Here is a 19,859-nt window from a genome sequence, read left to right on the forward strand (position 1 = left end):
TGTTGTCGTTTTTTAGAATATAAACATGTATATTTGCCACAAACTTAAAAACTTAATAACCTATTTTTATCATGAACAAATTTCTTTCGTATGGTGTGTTTGCGTTCACAGTGCTATTGTCTTCGTGTGATTCGCAACCCAAACAAGAACCCCTTGCTGATGTGATTGACCGTGGTTTGAAAGCATCGACCGAACAGGCCCTTTTGATGGCTAAAGACCTGGAAAGCCAGGAAGGCCGTCTTCCCAAAGCAATCGGAAAGGACGGAAAACTGGAAACAAGCGACTATAGTTGGTGGTGCAGCGGTTTCTTCCCCGGCGAATTATGGTATCTGTACGAAAACAATCCGACTCCGGAATTAAAGAAATATGCCGAAATGTTTACAGACCGTGTGGAAGAAGTGAAGAATATCACTTACAGCCACGATGTCGGTTTCATGCTATATTGCAGTTATGGAAACGGTTATCGCCTGACTGGCAAACCGGAATATAAAGAGGTGATGCTGACCGGTGCCAATTCGCTGGCGACCCGTTTTGACGAGCGGGTGGGAGCTATCCGTTCCTGGGACTTCAATAAAAAAATCTGGCAGTTCCCGGTTATTATTGATAATATGATGAATCTGGAGTTTTTCAGTTGGGCTTCCAAAGCATCCGGCGACGACCGTTTTTATAAAATGGCTGTTTCTCATGCCGACAAAACAATGAATAATCATTTCCGTGACGATTATAGCTGTTATCATGTGATTTCATACGATACGATAACCGGTGTTCCTCATAAGAAACAAACCCACCAGGGAGCTGCCGACGAATCAGCATGGGCCCGTGGACAGGCCTGGGCGTTGTATGGCTTCACCATGATGTATCGCGAAACCGGCAAACCTGAATATCTGAATCAGGCTAAACATATTGCGGCATTTATCATGAACAATTCGAATATGCCGGCAGACAAGGTTCCGTATTGGGATTTTGATGCTCCGGGTATCCCGAATGTGCCGAGAGATGCATCTGCCGCGGCTATTATGGCTTCTGCACTGATTGAACTGAGCCAACTGGATAAGAGCGAAGATGCAAAAAGCTACCTCGATTTTGCAGAACAGCAGGTTCGTTCTCTGACAACCCCCGAATATCTGGCTGCGAAAGGAACGAACTGTAATTTTGCTTTGATGCATTCCACCGGCCATTTCCCCGGAAACAGCGAAGTGGATGTTCCGTTGAGTTATGCTGACTATTATTATGTGGAAGCATTGATGCGTTTAAAGAAACTGACTGAAAAATAATGCTATTATGACAAATCTTCTGAAAACAACCGCTATTTTGGTTTGCTGCCTCTGCATCTCTTTCGCAGGAAAAGCGCAGCAAAACGGTACCCAGGACCGTGCCTTCTGGGTAGAAACATTGACACGTATCGCTGACCCGGTATTGACAAACCTGAGCAACAATACGTTGAAAAAGAATATGCCTTACGAGTCTTTATCGAAAGACAGAAGTGACTTCTCGCATCTGGAAGCGGTAGGCCGTCTGGTATGCGGTATTGCCCCCTGGTTGGAACTGGGACCGGACAATACGCCCGAAGGACAACTGCGTGATAAATATATCAAACTGACAGTGAAAGGCCTGAAGAATGCCGTAAACCCGGATTCTCCCGATTATCTGGTCTTTGGAAAACCGTATCAGCCGTTGGTGGATGCCGCTTTCCTGGCTCAGGGATTGTTGCGTGCCAGAACCCAGCTGTGGGATAACCTGGACCCGCAGGCTAAGGAGTGGATGATTACGGAATTTAAACGTAGTCGTGCCATCAAGCCTTGGGAAAACAACTGGCTGTTGTTTGCTTCTATGGTCGAGGCCGCTTTGCTGGAATTTACCGGCGAATGCGATATGGACCGCCTGACGTATGGTGTCAAGAAGTTCCGTGACGAATGGTATAAAGGAGATGCGCTGTATGGTGACGGTCCTGCTTTCCACATGGATTATTATAACAGTTTTGTTATCCATCCGATGCTGACAGATGTTTTGCTGACGATGAAAAAGCATAACCTGGAAGGGGCGGATTTTCTCGATGTGCAATTGCCGCGTTTAACCCGTTATGCCGAACAGTTGGAACGTTTTATCTCGCCGGAAGGAACCTTCCCGGTAGTAGGCCGTTCTATCGTGTATCGTTTTGGCGCGTTTCATGCATTGGCACAAGCCAGTTTGATGCACGTGCTTCCGGAAAGGGTGAAACCGGCCCAGGTACGCTGTGCTATGACGGCTGTTATCCGTAACCAGATGAAATCGCCGAAGAACTTTGATGCAAACGGTTGGCTGCGTGTTGGTTTCACCGGTGAACAAATCGATATGTCAGAGTCTTATATTAACACAGGGAGTGTTTATCTGTGTGCCGTAGGTTTGCTGTCTTTAGGATTGCCGGCTACCGACGAATATTGGTCGGCCCCTTACACCGAATGGACGAATTTGCGTGCCTGGAAGGGCGAAAGCGATGTAAAGGCAGATCATGCGCTTAAGTAATTGAAAATGAAGAATTGAAAATTGAGAATTAAATACAGATAAGAATATGAAAACAAATTATGAATTGCGTTATGCTGCGCATCCGGAAGATGCCAGGCAATATGATACGAAACGTATTCGTCGGGATTTCCTGATCGAAACTGTTTTCGCGCCGAATGAAGTGAACATGGTTTATTCCATGTACGACCGTATGATTGTTGGCGGCGCCATGCCTGCCGGCGAAGTGTTGCAACTGGAAGCGATTGATCCGTTGAAAGCTCCTTATTTCCTGACACGCCGTGAAATGGGTATTTTCAACGTGGGTGGTCCCGGTATTGTAAAAGCCGGCGATGCCACTTTCGAGCTCGATTTTAAGGAAGCTCTTTACCTGGGTTCGGGAGATCGTGAAGTGACTTTTGAAAGCAAGGATGCAAAGAATCCGGCTAAGTTCTATTTCAACTCGACTACGGCTCATCGTAATTATCCGGATAAGAAAGTGACGAAAGCGGATGCCGTTGTTGCAGCTATGGGTTCACTGGAAATGTCGAACGACCGTAACATCAATAAGATGATCGTGAATCAGGTATTGCCTACCTGCCAGTTGCAGATGGGTATGACCGAACTGAAACCGGGTAGCGTGTGGAATACGATGCCGGCTCATGTTCACAGCCGTCGTATGGAAGCATATTTCTATTTCGATATTCCGGAAGACCAGGCCATTTGCCATTTTATGGGTGAGGTGGATGAAACCCGCCATATCTGGATGAAGGGCGACCAGGCTGTTTTGTCTCCCGAATGGTCTATCCACAGTGCAGCAGCTACGCACAACTATACTTTTATCTGGGGTATGGGCGGCGAAAATCTGGACTATGGCGATCAGGATTTCTCTAAAATTACGGACTTAAAATAATATGCCAATGGGGAAAATGTGCCAATGTGCCAATTCCCCGTTGCTATAAATAAAAAAATCAGTGTTAACTGCTTGTGCGTTTATTGGCACATTGGCATATTGGCACATTAACACATTAATTATTATGGTAAATTTTTCATTAGAAGGTAAAGTAGCCCTTGTAACAGGTGCTTCTTACGGAATTGGTTTTGCGTTGGCTAGTGCTTTTGCTCAGGCTGGTGCAAAGATCGTTTTCAACGATATCAAACAGGAACTGGTGGATAAAGGTATAGCTGCTTATAAGGCGGAAGGAATCGAAGCAAAAGGGTATGTTTGCGACGTGACTAGCGAAGAGCAGGTAAATGCAATGGTTGCCCAGATCGAGAAAGAAGTAGGCGTTATCGACATCCTGGTAAACAATGCCGGTATCATCAAACGTATTCCGATGCACGAAATGAGTGCTGCCGAATTCCGTCAGGTAATCGATGTGGACCTGAACGCTCCGTTTATCGTTTCTAAAGCCGTTATCCCTTCTATGATAAAGAAAGGTCACGGAAAAATCATCAATATCTGTTCGATGATGAGCGAACTGGGACGTGAAACAGTTTCTGCTTATGCGGCTGCAAAAGGCGGCTTGAAGATGCTGACACGTAATATCGCATCCGAATACGGTCAATATAACATCCAGTGTAACGGTATCGGCCCGGGTTATATCGCAACCCCGCAAACGGCCCCGCTTCGTGAAACTCAGCCGGACGGCTCACGTCATCCGTTCGATTCTTTCATTATCGCGAAGACTCCGGCAGCCCGTTGGGGAACTCCGGAAGATTTAATGGGACCGGCTGTGTTCCTGGCTTCCGATGCTTCCGATTTCGTAAACGGACATGTATTATATGTAGACGGCGGTATCCTGGCTTATATCGGAAAACAACCCTGATAAATACCGGATAAAGACTCGTTTGTCTTACTGATATAAAAGATTCCTTCCGAGAGAAATTCGGTTTTCTTTCGGAAGGAATTTTATTTTCACCCGGATGGAGTAAAAAGAATTACTGATTACGTAAGTATGATTATTGTAAGATAATAATTATCTTTGCATAAAAAGGTTGTTGTATGCTTCTGATAAATAATCCATTTGTAACAAGCGGCTATATTGCCCCCGAATATTTCTGTGACCGTGAAAAGGAAACGGAAGAGTTGCTTCGCTGGCTGTTGAATGAGAATAATGTGGCTGTCATTTCTACCCGCCGTATGGGAAAGACCGGATTGATTCAGCATTGTTTTCAATTGGCAGAGGTGAAAGATCATTATTATACTTTTCTTATCGACATCTATGCAACGAAGACGCTTCGCGAGTTTGTTTTTCAATTGGGAAAAGCTATTCTTACTGCTTTAAAGCCTAAGGGACGGAAGACGTGGGAATTGTTCATTAATAGTCTGACATCGTTGAAGGCTGGATTCACCTTTGATATGTCCGGTATGCCTCAATGGAATATAGAGTTGGGAGATGTCAAATCGCCGGAGACGACGCTGGATGAGATATTTCATTATCTTTCCTTATCAGACAAACCTTGTATTGTTGCAATTGATGAGTTTCAGCAAGTCGCTCAATATCCGGAAAAAAATACGGAAGCATTGCTCCGTACCTATATTCAGCATTGTCCTAATGCCCGCTTTGTGTTTGCCGGTTCTCAGCGTCATCTGATGGGAGAGATGTTTATCAGCCCGCCCCGTCCTTTTTATCAGAGTGTGTCGATTCTTCATTTGGCAGCTATTGATAGGCAAAAATATATCGAATTTGCCCGGCATCATTTCAGAATGGCTCAAAAGGATATAGATGAGGAGGTTGTAGCTTCTTTGTATGATCGTTTTGAAGGAATTACCTGGTATCTTCAGAAAATATTGAATATCCTTTTTGCTGTAACTCCCCCCGGTGAGGTTTGTAATAAAGAGATGATTGAGCAAGCCATACATTTTATCCTGGATTCTTATTCGTTTACCTATTCGGAATTGCTCTATCAGTTACCGGAAAAGCAAAAAGAATTACTGATTGCAATCTGTAAGGAGGGAAAAGCGACCGCATTGACTTCCGGGAAATTTATCCATAAATACAGTTTACCATCGAGCAGTTCGGTTCAATCTGCTTTAAAAGGCCTGTTGGAAAAGGATTTTGTAACCAAAGAAGGGGCTTTTTATATGGTTTATGACCGTTTCTTCTCTTTGTGGCTGAGACGTATGTAATATATTGCAGTTACAATCCTTAAAAACTCGTTTAAAACGAGATTTGAGTCTCTCATCGATTTGAACAAAAAAGTCCCGAAGTGCCAAAACACTTCGGGACTTCATATGATATAAAAAGTCGCAATTACTTATTATACTTGCTCCAGTCTACATTGTGCATATCGCCGCTAGCAGCCAGTTCTTCGTGGAATGCGAAGCAACATTTCAGGTTTTGCGGGGTATGGCCTTTTACGCCCATTGCCAGATATTCTCTTAACAGAGGTTTGTAATCCGGGTGAACGCAATTGTCGATGATACAGTTGGCACGTTCGATCGGAGATTTACCGCGCAGGTCGGCTACACCGTATTCGGTGATGATGATCTTCACTGAGTGTTCGCTGTGATCCAGGTGAGATACCATCGGAACGAAAGCGCTGATCTTTCCCTCTTTCGCTGTAGAAGGAGTAGTGAAGATAGACAACATCGCTGAACGGGTAAAGTCGCCCGAACCACCAATACCGTTCATCATTCTTGTTCCTGATACATGAGTAGAATTGATATTTCCGAAGATGTCAGCTTCCAATGCTGTGTTGATAGCGATCAGGCCTAAGCGGCGGGCTACTTCCGGATTGTTGGAAATTTCCTGCGGACGAAGAAGGATCTTGTCCTTGAAGAAATCAAGATTTGCATAGATTTCGCGAATTACTTCATTACTTACAGATAATGAGCAACCGCTGGCAAATTTAACGCGGCCTTCTTTCATCAGACTGATTACCGCATCCTGGATAACTTCAGTATATACATTGAACGCAGGAATATTCTTGTTGGCTCCCATACAGCCCAAAACAGCGTTGGCAACATTACCTACACCACTCTGTAACGGAACGAATTCTTTCGGCAGACGGCCGGCTTCGATTTCACTTACCAGGAAGTCGGCAACATTTTTACCGATTGCCATTGTGACATCGTCCAGCGGAGAGAATTTACCACCTTCGTTCGGCTCTTCTGTCTTAACGATACCGACGATCTTAGCCGGATCAACCTTCACATAAGGAGTACCGATACGGTCGGAAGGAGTATAAACAGGAATTTCACGACGGTAAGGAGGATCAGCCGGTTCATAAATATCATGCATACCGCGTATTTCTTTCGGGTGGCGGCTGTTCAATTCAATGATGATGCGGTCAGCCATCCGGCAGATAGTCGGAAGGATACCGACACCGCTCGTCGGAACGATTTCACCGTCTTCGGTTACATCAGCAGCTTCAACGATGGCAACGTCGATTTTTCCCAGGAAGCCGTAACGCAGGTCTTGTGCAAGTTCAGACAGGTGCATATCGAAATATTGTGCCCCGTGAGAATTCAGTAAAGCGCGCAGATCCTTATTTGACTGGTATGGAGTACGGAATTTGATTGCATTGGCACGAGCCAGTTCACCGTCCAGCTTGTCTCCGGTAGAAGCACCGGTAAACATACCGATCTGGAAAGGATTGCCTTTTTCATGTTCCTCCATTGCTTTTTTAGCAATGGCTCCCGGAACAACTTTCGGACATCCGGCAGGGGTAAAACCACTGAATCCTACGTTATCGTCGTGATGTACGAACGAAGCAGCTTCTTCAGCTGTAATGAATTTTAAAGCCATGATATTATACTGTTTTTATATTAGATAAATACTTGTTAGTCAGCTAAACGGCTGCAAAGGTATTAAAAAAGAATGTAGATCAGTACTTGCGGTTGAGTATTTCTGAATAAATAACAGCTTTTCTTAACTCTTCGGCGTTATTGAACTCTATATCTTCCAGCATGGAATGTTCCTCTTCGGCGGGGAAGTTCATAGGTTGGGATGAACTGACTTTTGACTTTTGGATTTCCTGCTCGGTGGATAAAAATGGTTTTGAGGCAGGTGTCTTTTTTTTCTTTTTATGGATCGGTGCAGTTGGTGCTTCCGGCTTTTGAGGGGTAGTTGCCTCCTCCAGAATTTCCCAAAAACCTTTTCCCGAAGAGGTATTTTCCTCCGGGTATGAGTCGTGACCGGGCTGTCCGAGGACTTGTGTCGGGCGCTTTTTTTTGTTTTTTGAACTGAATAAACCGCTTATTGCTGCAACTATCAGAAAAACAATATAGATCCAATCGCCTACGTTATCCATAACTTTGATTATTTTTGCACTCCAAATGTACGAAGAATTATTGAATAGTGAAAGAGGTAAGAATTATAAAGGGTATAAAAGTAAATAAGGGTAACTTCACAGCCACCCTTATTCGATTTAACCAAAACCTTAACTATGAAAAAATTTACGTTTTTCGTATGCAAATATAGTGCTCGGAATTGAACTGTGCAAACCTTTGGAGGTTTATTTTTATAGAATACAAGATTTTAAATTTTATTAACGAGAACGAAATGACGAATCAGGAAAATGGCGTAGACTTAAAATCTACAGCCGCAAATGAGGAAAAAAAGTTGTTCATCGAGACCTACGGGTGCCAGATGAATGTAGCGGACAGTGAGGTGGTCGCCTCCATTATGAAAATGGACGGATACACCCTGACTGACAAGATTGAAGATGCTGATGCTGTCTTCGTAAATACCTGTTCTGTGCGTGATAATGCGGAACAGAAGGTTTACGGGCGATTACAGTATTTCCAGTCGCTGAAACGCAAAAAGAAATCGCTGATCGTCGGCGTACTGGGATGTATGGCCGAACGGGTGAAAGAAGAGTTGATCAATGTGCATCATGCAGACCTCGTGGTCGGGCCGGATTCTTATATGGATCTGCCGAATCTGGTCGGGGCTGTCGAGCATGGGGAAAAGGCGATCAATGTGGAACTATCCACACAGGAGACCTACAAAGATGTGATGCCGCTGAAGCTGGGTGGCGTGCATATCTCTGGTTTTGTGTCGATCATGCGCGGATGTAATAATTTCTGTACCTATTGCATCGTGCCCTATACCCGTGGCCGGGAACGTAGCCGGGATGTGGAAAGTATCCTGAATGAGATCCGGGATATGCGCGATAAAGGTTTTAAAGAAGCCACCCTGCTGGGGCAGAATGTCAACTCATATGCTTTTGAAAAAGATGGTGAAACTGTAACATTCCCGATGTTACTAGAGCGGGTTGCGCTGGAAGCTCCGAATATGCGTATCCGTTTTGTGACCTCCCATCCGAAAGATATGAGCGACGATACGCTTCGTGTGATTGCCGCCCATAATAATATATGTAAGTATATCCATCTTCCTGCCCAATCCGGCAGTTCGAAGATTCTGAAAGTGATGAACCGTAAATATACCCGTGAATGGTATCTGGACCGTATTGCTGCTATCCGTCGCATCGTGCCGGAAGCATCTATTGCTACCGATCTGTTCTGTGGTTTCCATTCGGAGACGGAAGAAGACTATCAGGAAACACTTTCGCTGATGCGTGAAGTGAGGTATGATGCCGCTTTCCTGTTCAAATATTCGGAACGTCCCGGAACCTATGCCGCCAAACATCTCCCGGATACCGTTTCGGAAGAAGAGAAAGTACGCCGTTTACAGGGGATGATCGATTTGCAGAATCAGTTATCCGAGGAAAGCAACCTGCGTGATATCGGTAAAGAGTTTGAAGTGCTGATCGAAGGATTTTCCAAGCGTTCGCGTGAACAGTTATTTGGCCGTACCAGCCAGAACAAGGTGGTTATTTTTGATAAGAAGAATTATAAAGTCGGTCAGTTTGTGAAAGTACGGATCAATCGTGCGTCTTCAGCAACGTTATTTGGTGAAACGATAGACTGATTGAATTATATAGTGAGTAGATAAAAAGGTACTGCTTTATGTCAGATTCTGATAAAAGCAGTACCTTTTTTGTATATATTCAGGCGACATGTTCATGGAAACTCATCTGGAAGTGAAAAAATGTTTAGATCTCTATTTGTATGTTATTACTCTGATTTACAGGGTAGAATAAGTCTTGAATTCTTAAAAGAGACAATCTGTCTAGTCTGAATGATATTCAAAGGTAGAAGAAAAAATTAACATAGTTCTCGTAGGACTACGTTCTTAGTGAATGCAAATTTATACATATATTTATTTATATGAATTAAATAATATAGGAAAAATATAGTAAAACTGTCGTATAACATATATTCTTTTTTATAAACTATATTATTGTGTGAGCCTTACTTTAAACGACTTTGTTGATTCGCTGTTTGTTTGATATATAGTTCTAGTTCAAGTTTCTGCATATTCATCATCCTAGTCCTATCTATTATAATTAAAACTTATTGAATAAAATATGCTAAATTGATTGATTAGAGATTATTTCCTTTATCTTAAATCAAAAACCATAAAATCCTATTTCATAACGCATTATATACAATTGACACATTAAATCTCCCTGACAATTTACATAAGTCCTACGAGAACTTAGTATTATAGACTTAATACTACAATCTAAATGTAAAATTATGAGAAGAAGAATGATGTTATTGCTTACCTGTTGTATAATGGGTGTAGGTTTGGTGATGGCTCAGTCGTCTAAGGTAACCGGTAAAGTTCTTTCCGACGAGGATGGAGAAGCGATTATTGGAGCGACTGTGATGGTGAAAGGGACAACTATCGGTACTGTAACTGATGCTGATGGTTTTTTCAATTTGAGTAATGTCCCGAATTCGGCTAAGGTTCTGGAAATCTCGTTCGTCGGAATGGAAACGATGACCGTTAAAATCGCTCCGAATCTGACAATCCGGATGAAAAACTCTTCAGAGATGCTGGATGAAGTGCTGGTTACAGGAACCTATGGTTCGGCAAAGAAATTAGGTTCAATGGTCGGCTCTGTTGCAGCTGTTAAATCAGAAAAGATTTCTAACCGTCCGAGTGCGAACTTTGCTGACGCTTTGCAAGGACAGGTTGCCGGTTTACAGGTATATACCTCTTCCGGCGAACCGAGCGAAAATGTTTCAATGCGTTTGCGTGGTGTCGGTTCTATCAATTCTTCTACGGAGCCTTTATTCGTTTTGGACGGTTCCCCGATTTCCAGCGGTGTTTTTACTGCTTTGAACCCGAGTGATATCGAAAATGTCACTGTTTTGAAGGATGCATCGTCAACATCCATTTACGGGTCACGTGCGGCAAACGGTGTCGTGATAATTACAACAAAGCGTGGTAAAGGTTCAAAACCTACCGTTAGTGTTAAAGGACAGTATGGCTTTTCACAGCCGGCATTGCCTACTACGGAAATGATGAATACGACACAGTATTATAATTTATGGAAAACAATTAAACCCGGAGCAAATCTTTCTACGGTTGAAAAATACATGAATATGGGGATTTCTACCGATTGGGCTGATTATTTCCTGAATGATAATGCCCCGACATGGCAATTGGATGCAAGTATCACAGGGGTAGCAAATAATACAAATTATTTTATTTCGGCCAGTCATTATGATGCAGATGGTGTGGAACCGGCTTCCGGTATGCGTCGTGAAACTTTGCGTAGTAATATCGACTCAAAAGTGTTCAGCTGGCTGCGGGTAGGGCTGAATTTAGGTTTGTCTTATGAAGATTTTGAAACAAACGGATTTGCCAGTACCGGTAATAGCTGGTATAATGTGGGTACTTTGAGCCGTTGGGCTGTCCCTTATGAAACTCCTTATGAAATTATTGAAAATGCCGACGGCAGCATTTCTTATGGTAAACGAAAAGATTTACTGGATGTGCTGGGACTTTGGAATCCCTATTATTTATTGGAAAATCAACCGACCGAAAAGAATAAAATTCGTCTTTATGGAAATATGTTCGAAGAACTGACTCCGGTTAAGGGCTTGACAATTCGTGCCGCTCAAGCTATGGATGCGTTTGATTACAGGTATCGCTATAAAAGTTTGCCGGCCAGATATAATAATTATTCGGGTAGCGCTGCCGAAACTTTCCAGCGGTATTCTTCTTTTACGTTGACTAATACGGCTGAATATAAGTTCGATATCAATAAGTTGCATAATATTACAGCTTTGGTCGGACAGGAATCGATCATATACGATGGCAGTTCTTTCGGAACCAGTGTAGACGGTATAACGGATTCTCGTTTGTCGATGGTAAGTCATGGTACCACTTACAAAGCGCCGAGTGCCAGTCTGAAAAAGAAAACGATGAACTCTTTCTTTGCACGCGCAGAATATAATTTCAATGAAAAATATTATCTGGATGCCTCTTACCGTACGGATGGTTCTTCTTTATTTGGAGTAAACAAACGTTGGGCTTCCTTCTTTTCTGTAGGGGCTATGTGGAATATGAAGGAAGAACAGTTCCTGGCGGATGTAGAATGGCTGGACGAATTGCGAGTGAAAGCCAGTTATGGTACAACCGGTAACTCTGCATTTGATGGTGACCCGTATTACCCGTCTTTAGGATTGATCGGTACAGGTCTTTACAACGGAAACCAGAGTTTCGGAGTTTCTTCCGTGCAAAATGACGATCTGACCTGGGAAAAACAAAAAACACTGAATATCGGTTTCAATTCGCGTTTCTTTAATCGCCTGAGCGTCGACTTTGACTTCTATAATAAGGTGACGACGGATATGTTGATGACGATCCCGTTCTCTTATACAACCGGACATGGCTCAGGATGGGGAAATATTGGCAGTATGTTCAACCGTGGTATCGAACTTACCGCATCTTATGATATAATCTCCAATAAGGATCTCTTCTGGAGTGTTTCGGCCAATATAAACTATAACAAGAACCAGATTACAGAATTGTTTGGCGGACGTGATGAATATGTTGTAGCCAATACCGGTGTTAAATATGAAGTGGGCAAAACGTATGGCGATTTCTATTATGTGAGATGGAAAGGCGTTGATCCGCAGGACGGACAGCAAATATGGCTGGACAAAGACGGGAATGAAACAAAAACCTACTCCGAGGATAATGCCGTGTTTACCGGTAAAAATCAGTTTGCTCCTTGGGTAGGTGGTTTCAATACTCAGTTTTCCTGGAAGGGCTTCACGCTGAATGCGGACTTTTCTTTCATGCTGGGTAAATATATGATCGACAATAACCGGTACTTCGTTGAAAATCCGAATTTCGTCGGACAGTTAAACCAGGCTGTCGTAATGGAAAATATGTGGACAACACCAGGGCAGATAACGGATATTCCGGCTGCGAATTCTGCCATTCAATTTGATACTCATCTGATTGAGAATGCGTCGTTTATGCGTTTGAAGAATTTAACGATCGGTTATAACTTGCCGGATAATTTGTTGAGAAAAACAGGTTTTATCCGTGGTGTCAGGGTATTTGCTGTAGGTCGTAACTTATTGACTGTTACAAAATATCAGGGAGCAGACCCGGAAGTGGATTCTAACTTGCAGTTGGGTAAATATCCGAATACCCGCCAGTTCTCATTTGGTGCTGAATTTACGTTCTAATAATTTGTAAAAAGAAGAAAATCATGAAGAAAAAATCTATTATATTGTCAGTTGCTACCTGTTGTTTTGCTGCTTTTACAGCTTGCGATATGGATTTGGCTTCGGAAACAAGCATACCTACCAATCAGTCTGTTCAGTCTGTCCAGGACTGTGGAAAATATAGTAATTTGTTTCATGCGGAATGGCGTGGCTATGTGCAAAATAGCTATACTATGGATGCGTTGGTACAGTCCGGACTGATAACGGCTACGGCTGATTACGGAAATACGTATGGTGCTTTTTACCGCTGGGACTATACCATTACAGACGGAGCTTTTTCCGGTTGCTGGAGCGATAATTATAATTTTATAGCAAACGCTAACGTCCTGTTGAAGGGGGCAGAAGCTTTATTAGTTGATAATTCGTTATCGGATGACGATCAGAAAGAAATCCGGCTTTATATGGGGCATGCTTATTTTACAAGAGCATATGCTTATTTTGAGTTGGCTCTCCATTTCTGTAAGAATTATGATCCGTCCACCGCTGCTAACGAATATGGTATTCCTCTTGTTGAAGAATATAATTCGACACCATCTATTGCCGGAACATATCCGGGGCGTAGCACGTTGGAGGAGACTTATAAACAGATCGACAGCGATTTGGCAAAAGCAGAAGAATATGTAACGACAGCAGGAGAGATAAACTCCGCTTATATCACGGCTGATGTGGTAAAAGCATTGAAAGCCAGAATTGCTTTGGAAAAAGAAGACTACCAAACTGCTATATCTACAGCTACCGCGCTGATAAACAGTGGAACCTATCCATTGATGACGGATGGAGATGCTTATGCCGATATGTGGTTGCATGACAACGGAACGGAAGCCATCTGGCAGTTTGCCATGGTGAAAGCCAAGGAAACAGGACCGAACGCCCTGGGTAGCGCATTCAGCGGTATTATCGATAAATTACCCCGCCCTTCTTATTTGCCGACTAACACAGTATTGAATTTGTATGATAAAGACAATGATATTCGTTATAACGCTTATTTTACGTATGATTCAATCGATGCCCAGACTGTTCCGGATTTTATGATTACTTATTGTAAGAAATGGCCGGGTAACCCTGAATTATATGAAGGAAAGAGCAATAACATAAATAAGACCAAGGCTTTCCGTATTTCTGAAATGTATCTGATTGCGGCTGAGGCTTATGCGATGTCGGGAGATGAAACGAACGCTTCCGCGATGTTGAATAAACTGAAGACTGCCCGTGTGAAAGGATGGAGCGATAAATCTTATAAAGGGGATGCTTTGATAAAAGAAATTCAGGATGAGTATGTACGCGAATTATTCGGTGAACAGCCTTATTTCTTTGACCTGAAACGTTGGAAGAAAGGGCTGAATCGTTCTTCAAGCGAAGCTCAGGATATTTCTTACCTGCCTGCTTTAGGTACGGATATGGTAAAGTCTGCCGACGATCATATGTGGGTATGGCCGATCCCTAAAGATGAGATCGATGCGAATCCGCAGATCAAAGGGCAGCAGAATGCTGGGTATTGATAACCCTGGCAATATTTTACACGAAATGAAATTTTAATATAATTCCAAACCTTACATAACACACTTAAAAAAATAGAGGGAATGGTCCAATGGGAATTGTGCCATTCCCGATTTTAAAAGAATTATTGAACCTAATTGATAGTTTACCAAAACGATCAATCTTCTCAACAGACCCGGCGGAGGTCGTTTCTGAATGCTCGGAATATATAATTTCCTAACCTTAAGAAATATAGTATGAAACAAACACAATTATATTACGCATTAATGTTGTTCTTTCTGGTGTTATGCTCTTGCGAAGACGATATTCCACTTTTCCCGGAGGAGAATGAGTTTATGTCCTTATCGACAAAATCTTCGATTACGCTAGACGAGAATATATTACAAATCCAGGCTACTGTGCAAAAAGTGGATAGTGCCATTCCTTTTTTCAATCGGTTTAAGGAGTTGTATGGTAATCCATTATGGCAGTATGCTATTCCAATGGGGGAAGAAGACGAGAGGGATATCTCTTTCTTTGTCCCGATATATAAGGATAATACGAAAAGGATCATCAATACTATCTGGTTTTTCGATTTGGTAGGAGATACTCTTCGTTACAAAACAATCACCCGCGATAATGACTCTATTTGCTATTATCGGCAAGATTTTGTATTTGATGAGTTAAGTTGTAATATATTCGGGGATGAATCTACGGCAAAGATAAAATTTGAGGCATCTCCTCAGACCCGTAGTTGGGTGAAAGAGTATTACGATTGCCATTATGGAATTATTCAATGGGGAGAAGTCGAGGTGCATAAAGAGTTGTATTGTAAGGAACGATTCGTATGGAAACAGGAAACAGTCACAGGTGTTACTGATAACAACCCGATTATCGGCGGTGAAACACCAATAGGTGGCGGTGGAGGTACACCTTCCCCTTCCCCGGATGAAGAGAAAAAACTGACATCAAATAATCTGATGACATCGGTCGCAGAAATAAAGAAGATGATGAAAGAGTTGGGATGTGATATTGATGATGTAACAATTAAATTGGGAATAGAGTGTGGTTCCAATGCGCGAGTTAGTGTGGATGAAAAAAACGGGGCAAAAACGATAGAAATATGTAACAAATTTTTCGATTATGAATATAAAGATCAGATTTCTATCCTCTACCATGAGTCTTATCATTGTACTCATGATAGACCTTGGTCTAATAAGGAACGAATGTCTTTAGATCCTCCTCTTATAATTGAAATACCAGAGGTACACATGAATTATTTGAGAGATTATGTATACGATCTTATCCTTCCTAATGAAAAGCAAGGATATATTGATTCTTGGGATAAAAAAATAGAATATTTAAATTGTCCAGAATATTATGAAAATGAAATAAATGCTTATAAATCAGAGAGAATTACTATGCCGAATGTTTCGGCTAAATATAATCAGGAAAGAGAATATATGTTTTGGAAGAATAGTATTCTTGGAAATAAATCATCAACAATGTATAATCATCAAAAATAAAGTAATATGAAAAAGAAATTTATACATACTTTACTGTTTATACTAGCAGTATTATTTATGATACATACGGCTACCCTTTATGCACAAGTGTCTGTCGTGAGAAAAGAAAAAGGTTTTGAAGTGAAAGACTCGTTAATAGTAAATCAATCCTTTGACCGAGAAAGGAAGGTTCTGACTCTCGAAATCAAAAATGGATTTGATAATAAAGTAATGCTTAGTAATCCTCATACATCTCTGCCTTTTTTATTGAATTATATTACAGAGGAAGGAAAAAAAGAATCCTTCCCACACCCTTTAGGCTTATCTGATACAGCACGTGTTATTTGGTTAAAGTCAGATAGTTCTTGGGTTGTTAATTATAAATGGGATCATTATTTGAAGTCAAATACAAAACAAATATCTCTTTGGGGAAAATTAGTTTATTCTGTATTTGACGAAAATGATCACTCACAAGGCATTTTTCTTCAATATATAGAAGAAAAGTATTTTGATTATCGGTAAATGAACGTTATTAGTTTTTTCAATTCTCATTATTCTCATATTTTATATTTACATTTTTTTGGTTTTAGTGAAATGAAAAGAAAACTTATATGTACAATATTTATTATGGTAGCAGGTTTGTTTTGGCTACATATAGTTAATGCACAAGACACTATAGTAATGGGAAATAAAGATCTAGAGATAAAAGGTTCTTTAACGGTGAATCAGTTCTTCGATAAAAAAAATAAGCTTTTGACTCTCGAAATCAAAAATGAGTTTAATTATAAGATAATGCTTAGTAATCCATATTCTTCACCTCTTTTTTTGTTGAATTATATTACAGAAGAAGGAAAAGAAGAAACCTATCCATATTCTTTAGGCTTATCTGATACAGCACGTTTTGTTTGGGTAAATCCTGACAGTAGTTTGATTATAAATTATTATTGTGAAAAATACCTAAAACCAACAACTAGGCAGATATACCTTTGGGGCAGATTTCTTTATGCCATAGAAGATAAACAAGGTAAGATATTGGTTGTTTATGCTCATGTAATCGATGAAAAAAGGTTTGATTATTAGTGTTGCATAATAAATTTACGTCATCCATTATGTACAATTTTAAAAACATATAAATATGAAGAGACTTAATCTTATATTAATTTGTTTGATCGGAATATGTAGTATGAATGCTCAGAATATTCCTGATTTGAGATATTTTGAGGTATCTAAGAAGTTTGAAAAACGTATTGTTCTACGCGTTCCGTCTTTTCCAAAACCGGAAGGTAATTCCGGAAGTTTTCGTAGCACACCTGAATCTGACATTCATGGGTTGTTTGGCAAGAAAATGCATTCAATGCTGGAATCTTATTTCACGGATCGGGATTGGAGTGATAAAAGAGATTGGTTAAAGAAATATGGACCATCTTATTCAATTTATTTCGATAAGAACATGAAGATATTTGCGTATAGCATTATGTTAAAGCCGGAGGTATTTACACAAATGTCTGAAGAGTATCTTAAAGGTTTTGGGGAGGAATTGATGAAAATGGATCTTCGCCCTTATTTTGAAATAGAGGAAAAAGATAAGGAGACTTTTACCTGGGGAGCAGTGCATGTCTGGGTTGCTATACGATACAGGGAAAGAAAGTGACATACATTTTTATAAACACACTGATAAGGGAATGGTCAGATGTGAATCTCGCCATTTCCCGTTTTTTCAAGTTTCTATATGCTTTTAATCGGTAGGTTTGCATGCCTAGAATCATTTGGAATTCTTTTGGTAATTGTCTTTAATTGGTTAAATAATTATAAACCAGAGGCTGTTCCATAAATTCTTTTTTTCTTTGCAGAAAAATTGGGAGGTATGCACCCTGTGCGTATCTCCCCAATTTATTGAATAATAATAAGGTTACGTCTGATGGCTGAAAATAATAAGGTTAACTCGGTTTCTTTCTTTAATTCTCGTCTTACTTCCATCATAAGTATCGCCCTGGTGCTTTTCCTGCTCGGGTTGATTTTGTTGATGGGGTTGCTTGGAAACCAGTTGTCGGTTTATGTCAGGGAAAATATATCATTTTCTATTGTATTGAAAGACAATCAGAAAGAAGCTGATATCAAGAGGATGCAGAAGAGCCTGGACGCGCTTCCTTTTATCAAATCTACCGAATATATATCGAAAGAACAGGCTGCGAAGGAACTGGAAGAAGAATTGGGTGAGAATCCGGAAACTTTCCTCGGCTTTAATCCGTTGCAGGCATCTATCGAAGTGAAGCTGCATTCCGAATATGCAAACCCGGACAGCCTGCAGCATATCGAAAAGAAAATCAAAACATATACCTCTGTATCCGACCTGCTTTACCGGAAGGATATGATGCAGATGGTGAACGATAATATGAAACGCCTGAGCATTATCCTGCTCACATTGGCTGTTATGCTGATGGCTATATCGTTTGTCCTGATCAGCAATACGATCCGTTTGCTGATTTATTCCAAACGTTTTTTGATCCATACAATGAAATTGGTGGGAGCTACTTCCGGGTTTATCCGGCGCCCTTTTGTGCGCTATAATGTGGTAAGCGGTATTTTTGCATCCATCCTGGCAATATTAATGCTGACCGGTTCGTTATATTATTTACAACACGAATTGGACGGTTTTATCCAGCTATTGGATGTGAAGGCTTTACTGGTTGTATATGCGGCGGTGTTCCTGCTGGGAATCCTGTTGTCGGTAACGGCTACCGTATTTGCTGTAAACAAGTACCTCCGTATGGGTGTTGATAAGTTGTATTATATATAATAAACAAAGAGAGATGGCTAAGAGAGATTTTGCTTTCGGAAAAGAAAATTTTATTCTGATCGCGGTTGCAGTGGCGGTGATCATTGTGGGTTTTATGTTGATGAGTGGCGGCGGTTCTGGTGATACGACCAGTTTTAACCCGGAAATATTCAGTACACGTCGTATCGTTGTTGCTCCGGTAGTAACTGTGATCGGGTTCGGCCTGATGATTGTAGGAATCCTGAAAAACAGCAAAGGTAAAGAAATCGCAGAATGAGTTGGTTGGAAGCCTTGGTGCTGGGGATTGTACAGGGACTGACGGAGTATCTTCCCGTAAGCAGCAGCGGACATCTGGCTATCGGATCGGCGCTGTTCGGAATTGAAGGAGAAGAGAATCTGGCATTTACAATCGTAGTCCATGTGGCTACGGTATTTAGTACATTAGTTATACTCTGGAAAGAGATCGAATGGATATTTCGCGGCTTGTTCAAATTTCAGATGAACAGTGAGACACGTTATGCGATCAATATCCTGATCTCCATGATACCGATCGGTATTGTCGGAGTGTTTTTCAAAGATACGGTCGAATCTATTTTCGGATCGGGTTTGCTGATAGTCGGTTGCATGTTGTTGGTGACAGCGGCGTTGCTGGCCTTTTCTTATTATGCAAAACCCCGGCAGAAAGAAAGTATTTCGATGAAAGATGCTTTTATTATCGGCTTGTCTCAGGCTTGTGCCGTCTTGCCCGGACTTTCACGTTCCGGAACAACGATTGCCACAGGTTTGTTACTGGGCAATAATAAGGCGAAACTGGCTCAGTTCTCCTTCCTGATGGTGATTCCTCCGATTTTGGGAGAAGCCCTGCTGGATGTATTGAAGCTGGTAAAAGGTGAAGATATCGCCGGGGATATCCCGACGCTTTCGCTGGTTGTCGGTTTTGTAGCGGCTTTCCTGTCCGGTTGTCTGGCTTGTAAGTGGATGATCAATATCGTGAAGAAAGGAAAGTTGATCTACTTTGCTATTTATTGTGCAATAGCCGGTCTGGTTACTATTGCATGCACATTGATGAAGTAAA

17 protein-coding genes are annotated in these 19,859 nt (G+C 41.4%); 15 read left to right on the top strand and 2 right to left on the bottom strand.

Annotated features, from left to right (window positions below):
• The first annotated feature begins 71 nt into the window (after window positions 1–71).
• The 5 genes from HMPREF1535_RS12370 to HMPREF1535_RS12390 all read left to right on the top strand — a co-directional run bounded on the left by HMPREF1535_RS12370 (window position 72) and on the right by HMPREF1535_RS12390 (window position 5,611).
• Window positions 72–1,274, top strand: a complete 1,203-nt coding sequence (locus HMPREF1535_RS12370) for a glycoside hydrolase family 88 protein (protein ID WP_046146284.1) — start codon at window positions 72–74, stop codon at window positions 1,272–1,274.
• Window positions 1,275–1,281: 7 nt separating this feature from the next.
• Complete coding sequence (locus tag HMPREF1535_RS12375; protein ID WP_010800597.1) at window positions 1,282–2,502, top strand: DUF2264 domain-containing protein; 1,221 nt, start codon at window positions 1,282–1,284, stop codon at window positions 2,500–2,502.
• A gap of 46 nt (window positions 2,503–2,548) precedes the next feature.
• The gene (gene kduI / locus HMPREF1535_RS12380) at window positions 2,549–3,391 is read left to right on the top strand and encodes a 5-dehydro-4-deoxy-D-glucuronate isomerase (protein WP_046146285.1); all 843 of its coding nucleotides are present in this window, start codon (window positions 2,549–2,551) and stop codon (window positions 3,389–3,391) included.
• A 124-nt stretch (window positions 3,392–3,515) separates the two neighbouring features.
• On the top strand, window positions 3,516–4,307 hold the full coding sequence (locus HMPREF1535_RS12385) for a gluconate 5-dehydrogenase (protein WP_046146286.1): 792 nt from the start codon (window positions 3,516–3,518) through the stop codon (window positions 4,305–4,307).
• A gap of 176 nt (window positions 4,308–4,483) precedes the next feature.
• Window positions 4,484–5,611, top strand: a complete 1,128-nt coding sequence (locus HMPREF1535_RS12390) for an AAA family ATPase (protein ID WP_046146287.1) — start codon at window positions 4,484–4,486, stop codon at window positions 5,609–5,611.
• Between the two features lie 124 nt (window positions 5,612–5,735).
• On the opposite strand, the gene HMPREF1535_RS12395 is transcribed toward HMPREF1535_RS12390, so the two are convergent.
• Complete coding sequence (locus HMPREF1535_RS12395; RefSeq protein ID WP_009859642.1) at window positions 5,736–7,232, bottom strand: butyryl-CoA:acetate CoA transferase; 1,497 nt, start codon at window positions 7,230–7,232, stop codon at window positions 5,736–5,738.
• A 79-nt stretch (window positions 7,233–7,311) separates the two neighbouring features.
• A complete protein-coding gene (locus HMPREF1535_RS12400) occupies window positions 7,312–7,737 on the bottom strand; it encodes a hypothetical protein (RefSeq protein ID WP_010800594.1) in 426 nt (141 codons plus the stop codon).
• 251 nt (window positions 7,738–7,988) lie between these two features.
• Here HMPREF1535_RS12400 and miaB point away from each other — a divergent pair, with 251 nt between their 5' ends.
• From miaB to HMPREF1535_RS12450, 10 genes are all read left to right on the top strand, one after another.
• Window positions 7,989–9,359 (top strand): tRNA (N6-isopentenyl adenosine(37)-C2)-methylthiotransferase MiaB, encoded by a 1,371-nt coding sequence (gene miaB / locus HMPREF1535_RS12405; RefSeq protein WP_046146288.1) that lies wholly within the window; start codon window positions 7,989–7,991, stop codon window positions 9,357–9,359.
• A gap of 671 nt (window positions 9,360–10,030) precedes the next feature.
• Window positions 10,031–12,988 (top strand): SusC/RagA family TonB-linked outer membrane protein, encoded by a 2,958-nt coding sequence (locus HMPREF1535_RS12410; protein ID WP_173012309.1) that lies wholly within the window; start codon window positions 10,031–10,033, stop codon window positions 12,986–12,988.
• A 23-nt stretch (window positions 12,989–13,011) separates the two neighbouring features.
• Complete coding sequence (locus HMPREF1535_RS12415; RefSeq protein ID WP_046146289.1) at window positions 13,012–14,526, top strand: RagB/SusD family nutrient uptake outer membrane protein; 1,515 nt, start codon at window positions 13,012–13,014, stop codon at window positions 14,524–14,526.
• A gap of 234 nt (window positions 14,527–14,760) precedes the next feature.
• On the top strand, window positions 14,761–16,029 hold the full coding sequence (locus HMPREF1535_RS12420; RefSeq protein WP_148499111.1) for a hypothetical protein: 1,269 nt from the start codon (window positions 14,761–14,763) through the stop codon (window positions 16,027–16,029).
• Window positions 16,030–16,035: 6 nt separating this feature from the next.
• Entirely contained in the window at window positions 16,036–16,530 is a 495-nt protein-coding gene (locus tag HMPREF1535_RS12425) for a hypothetical protein (protein WP_010800583.1), read from the top strand.
• A gap of 72 nt (window positions 16,531–16,602) precedes the next feature.
• Window positions 16,603–17,088 carry a hypothetical protein gene (locus HMPREF1535_RS12430; RefSeq protein ID WP_044215287.1) on the top strand — a complete coding sequence of 162 codons (486 nt, stop codon included), beginning with the start codon at window positions 16,603–16,605 and terminating at the stop codon, window positions 17,086–17,088.
• A 55-nt stretch (window positions 17,089–17,143) separates the two neighbouring features.
• Complete coding sequence (locus tag HMPREF1535_RS12435; RefSeq protein ID WP_046146291.1) at window positions 17,144–17,659, top strand: hypothetical protein; 516 nt, start codon at window positions 17,144–17,146, stop codon at window positions 17,657–17,659.
• A 267-nt stretch (window positions 17,660–17,926) separates the two neighbouring features.
• Window positions 17,927–18,805: a cell division protein FtsX gene (locus HMPREF1535_RS12440; RefSeq protein ID WP_010800580.1), complete on the top strand. Its 879-nt coding sequence runs from the start codon at window positions 17,927–17,929 to the stop codon at window positions 18,803–18,805.
• 13 nt (window positions 18,806–18,818) lie between these two features.
• Window positions 18,819–19,061, top strand: coding sequence for a DUF3098 domain-containing protein (locus HMPREF1535_RS12445; RefSeq protein WP_009859623.1), 243 nt, complete (start codon window positions 18,819–18,821; stop codon window positions 19,059–19,061).
• Window positions 19,058–19,858, top strand: a complete 801-nt coding sequence (locus tag HMPREF1535_RS12450; RefSeq protein ID WP_009859622.1) for an undecaprenyl-diphosphate phosphatase — start codon at window positions 19,058–19,060, stop codon at window positions 19,856–19,858. The genes HMPREF1535_RS12445 and HMPREF1535_RS12450 overlap by 4 nt, the downstream gene beginning before the upstream one ends.
• Window position 19,859: the final 1 nt, after the last annotated feature.

The organism is Parabacteroides goldsteinii DSM 19448 = WAL 12034 (assembly GCF_000969835.1).
GTDB classification, from domain to species: domain Bacteria; phylum Bacteroidota; class Bacteroidia; order Bacteroidales; family Tannerellaceae; genus Parabacteroides; species Parabacteroides goldsteinii.

What these genes read in the sequence shown, in the direction of transcription:
- HMPREF1535_RS12430 (WP_044215287.1), top strand. Translation starts at nt 16,603, where the DNA reads ATGAAAAGAAAACTTATATGTACAATATTTATTATGGTAGCAGGTTTG.
- HMPREF1535_RS12425 (WP_010800583.1), top strand. Translation starts at nt 16,036, where the DNA reads ATGAAAAAGAAATTTATACATACTTTACTGTTTATACTAGCAGTATTA.
- HMPREF1535_RS12440 (WP_010800580.1), top strand. Translation starts at nt 17,927, where the DNA reads ATGGCTGAAAATAATAAGGTTAACTCGGTTTCTTTCTTTAATTCTCGT.
- kduI (WP_046146285.1), top strand. Translation starts at nt 2,549, where the DNA reads ATGAAAACAAATTATGAATTGCGTTATGCTGCGCATCCGGAAGATGCC.
- HMPREF1535_RS12395 (WP_009859642.1), bottom strand. Translation starts at nt 7,232, where the DNA reads ATGGCTTTAAAATTCATTACAGCTGAAGAAGCTGCTTCGTTCGTACAT.
- HMPREF1535_RS12385 (WP_046146286.1), top strand. Translation starts at nt 3,516, where the DNA reads ATGGTAAATTTTTCATTAGAAGGTAAAGTAGCCCTTGTAACAGGTGCT.
- HMPREF1535_RS12370 (WP_046146284.1), top strand. Translation starts at nt 72, where the DNA reads ATGAACAAATTTCTTTCGTATGGTGTGTTTGCGTTCACAGTGCTATTG.
- HMPREF1535_RS12445 (WP_009859623.1), top strand. Translation starts at nt 18,819, where the DNA reads ATGGCTAAGAGAGATTTTGCTTTCGGAAAAGAAAATTTTATTCTGATC.
- HMPREF1535_RS12375 (WP_010800597.1), top strand. Translation starts at nt 1,282, where the DNA reads ATGACAAATCTTCTGAAAACAACCGCTATTTTGGTTTGCTGCCTCTGC.
- HMPREF1535_RS12450 (WP_009859622.1), top strand. Translation starts at nt 19,058, where the DNA reads ATGAGTTGGTTGGAAGCCTTGGTGCTGGGGATTGTACAGGGACTGACG.
- HMPREF1535_RS12390 (WP_046146287.1), top strand. Translation starts at nt 4,484, where the DNA reads ATGCTTCTGATAAATAATCCATTTGTAACAAGCGGCTATATTGCCCCC.
- HMPREF1535_RS12410 (WP_173012309.1), top strand. Translation starts at nt 10,031, where the DNA reads ATGAGAAGAAGAATGATGTTATTGCTTACCTGTTGTATAATGGGTGTA.
- HMPREF1535_RS12420 (WP_148499111.1), top strand. Translation starts at nt 14,761, where the DNA reads ATGAAACAAACACAATTATATTACGCATTAATGTTGTTCTTTCTGGTG.
- miaB (WP_046146288.1), top strand. Translation starts at nt 7,989, where the DNA reads ATGACGAATCAGGAAAATGGCGTAGACTTAAAATCTACAGCCGCAAAT.
- HMPREF1535_RS12415 (WP_046146289.1), top strand. Translation starts at nt 13,012, where the DNA reads ATGAAGAAAAAATCTATTATATTGTCAGTTGCTACCTGTTGTTTTGCT.
- HMPREF1535_RS12435 (WP_046146291.1), top strand. Translation starts at nt 17,144, where the DNA reads ATGAAGAGACTTAATCTTATATTAATTTGTTTGATCGGAATATGTAGT.
- HMPREF1535_RS12400 (WP_010800594.1), bottom strand. Translation starts at nt 7,737, where the DNA reads ATGGATAACGTAGGCGATTGGATCTATATTGTTTTTCTGATAGTTGCA.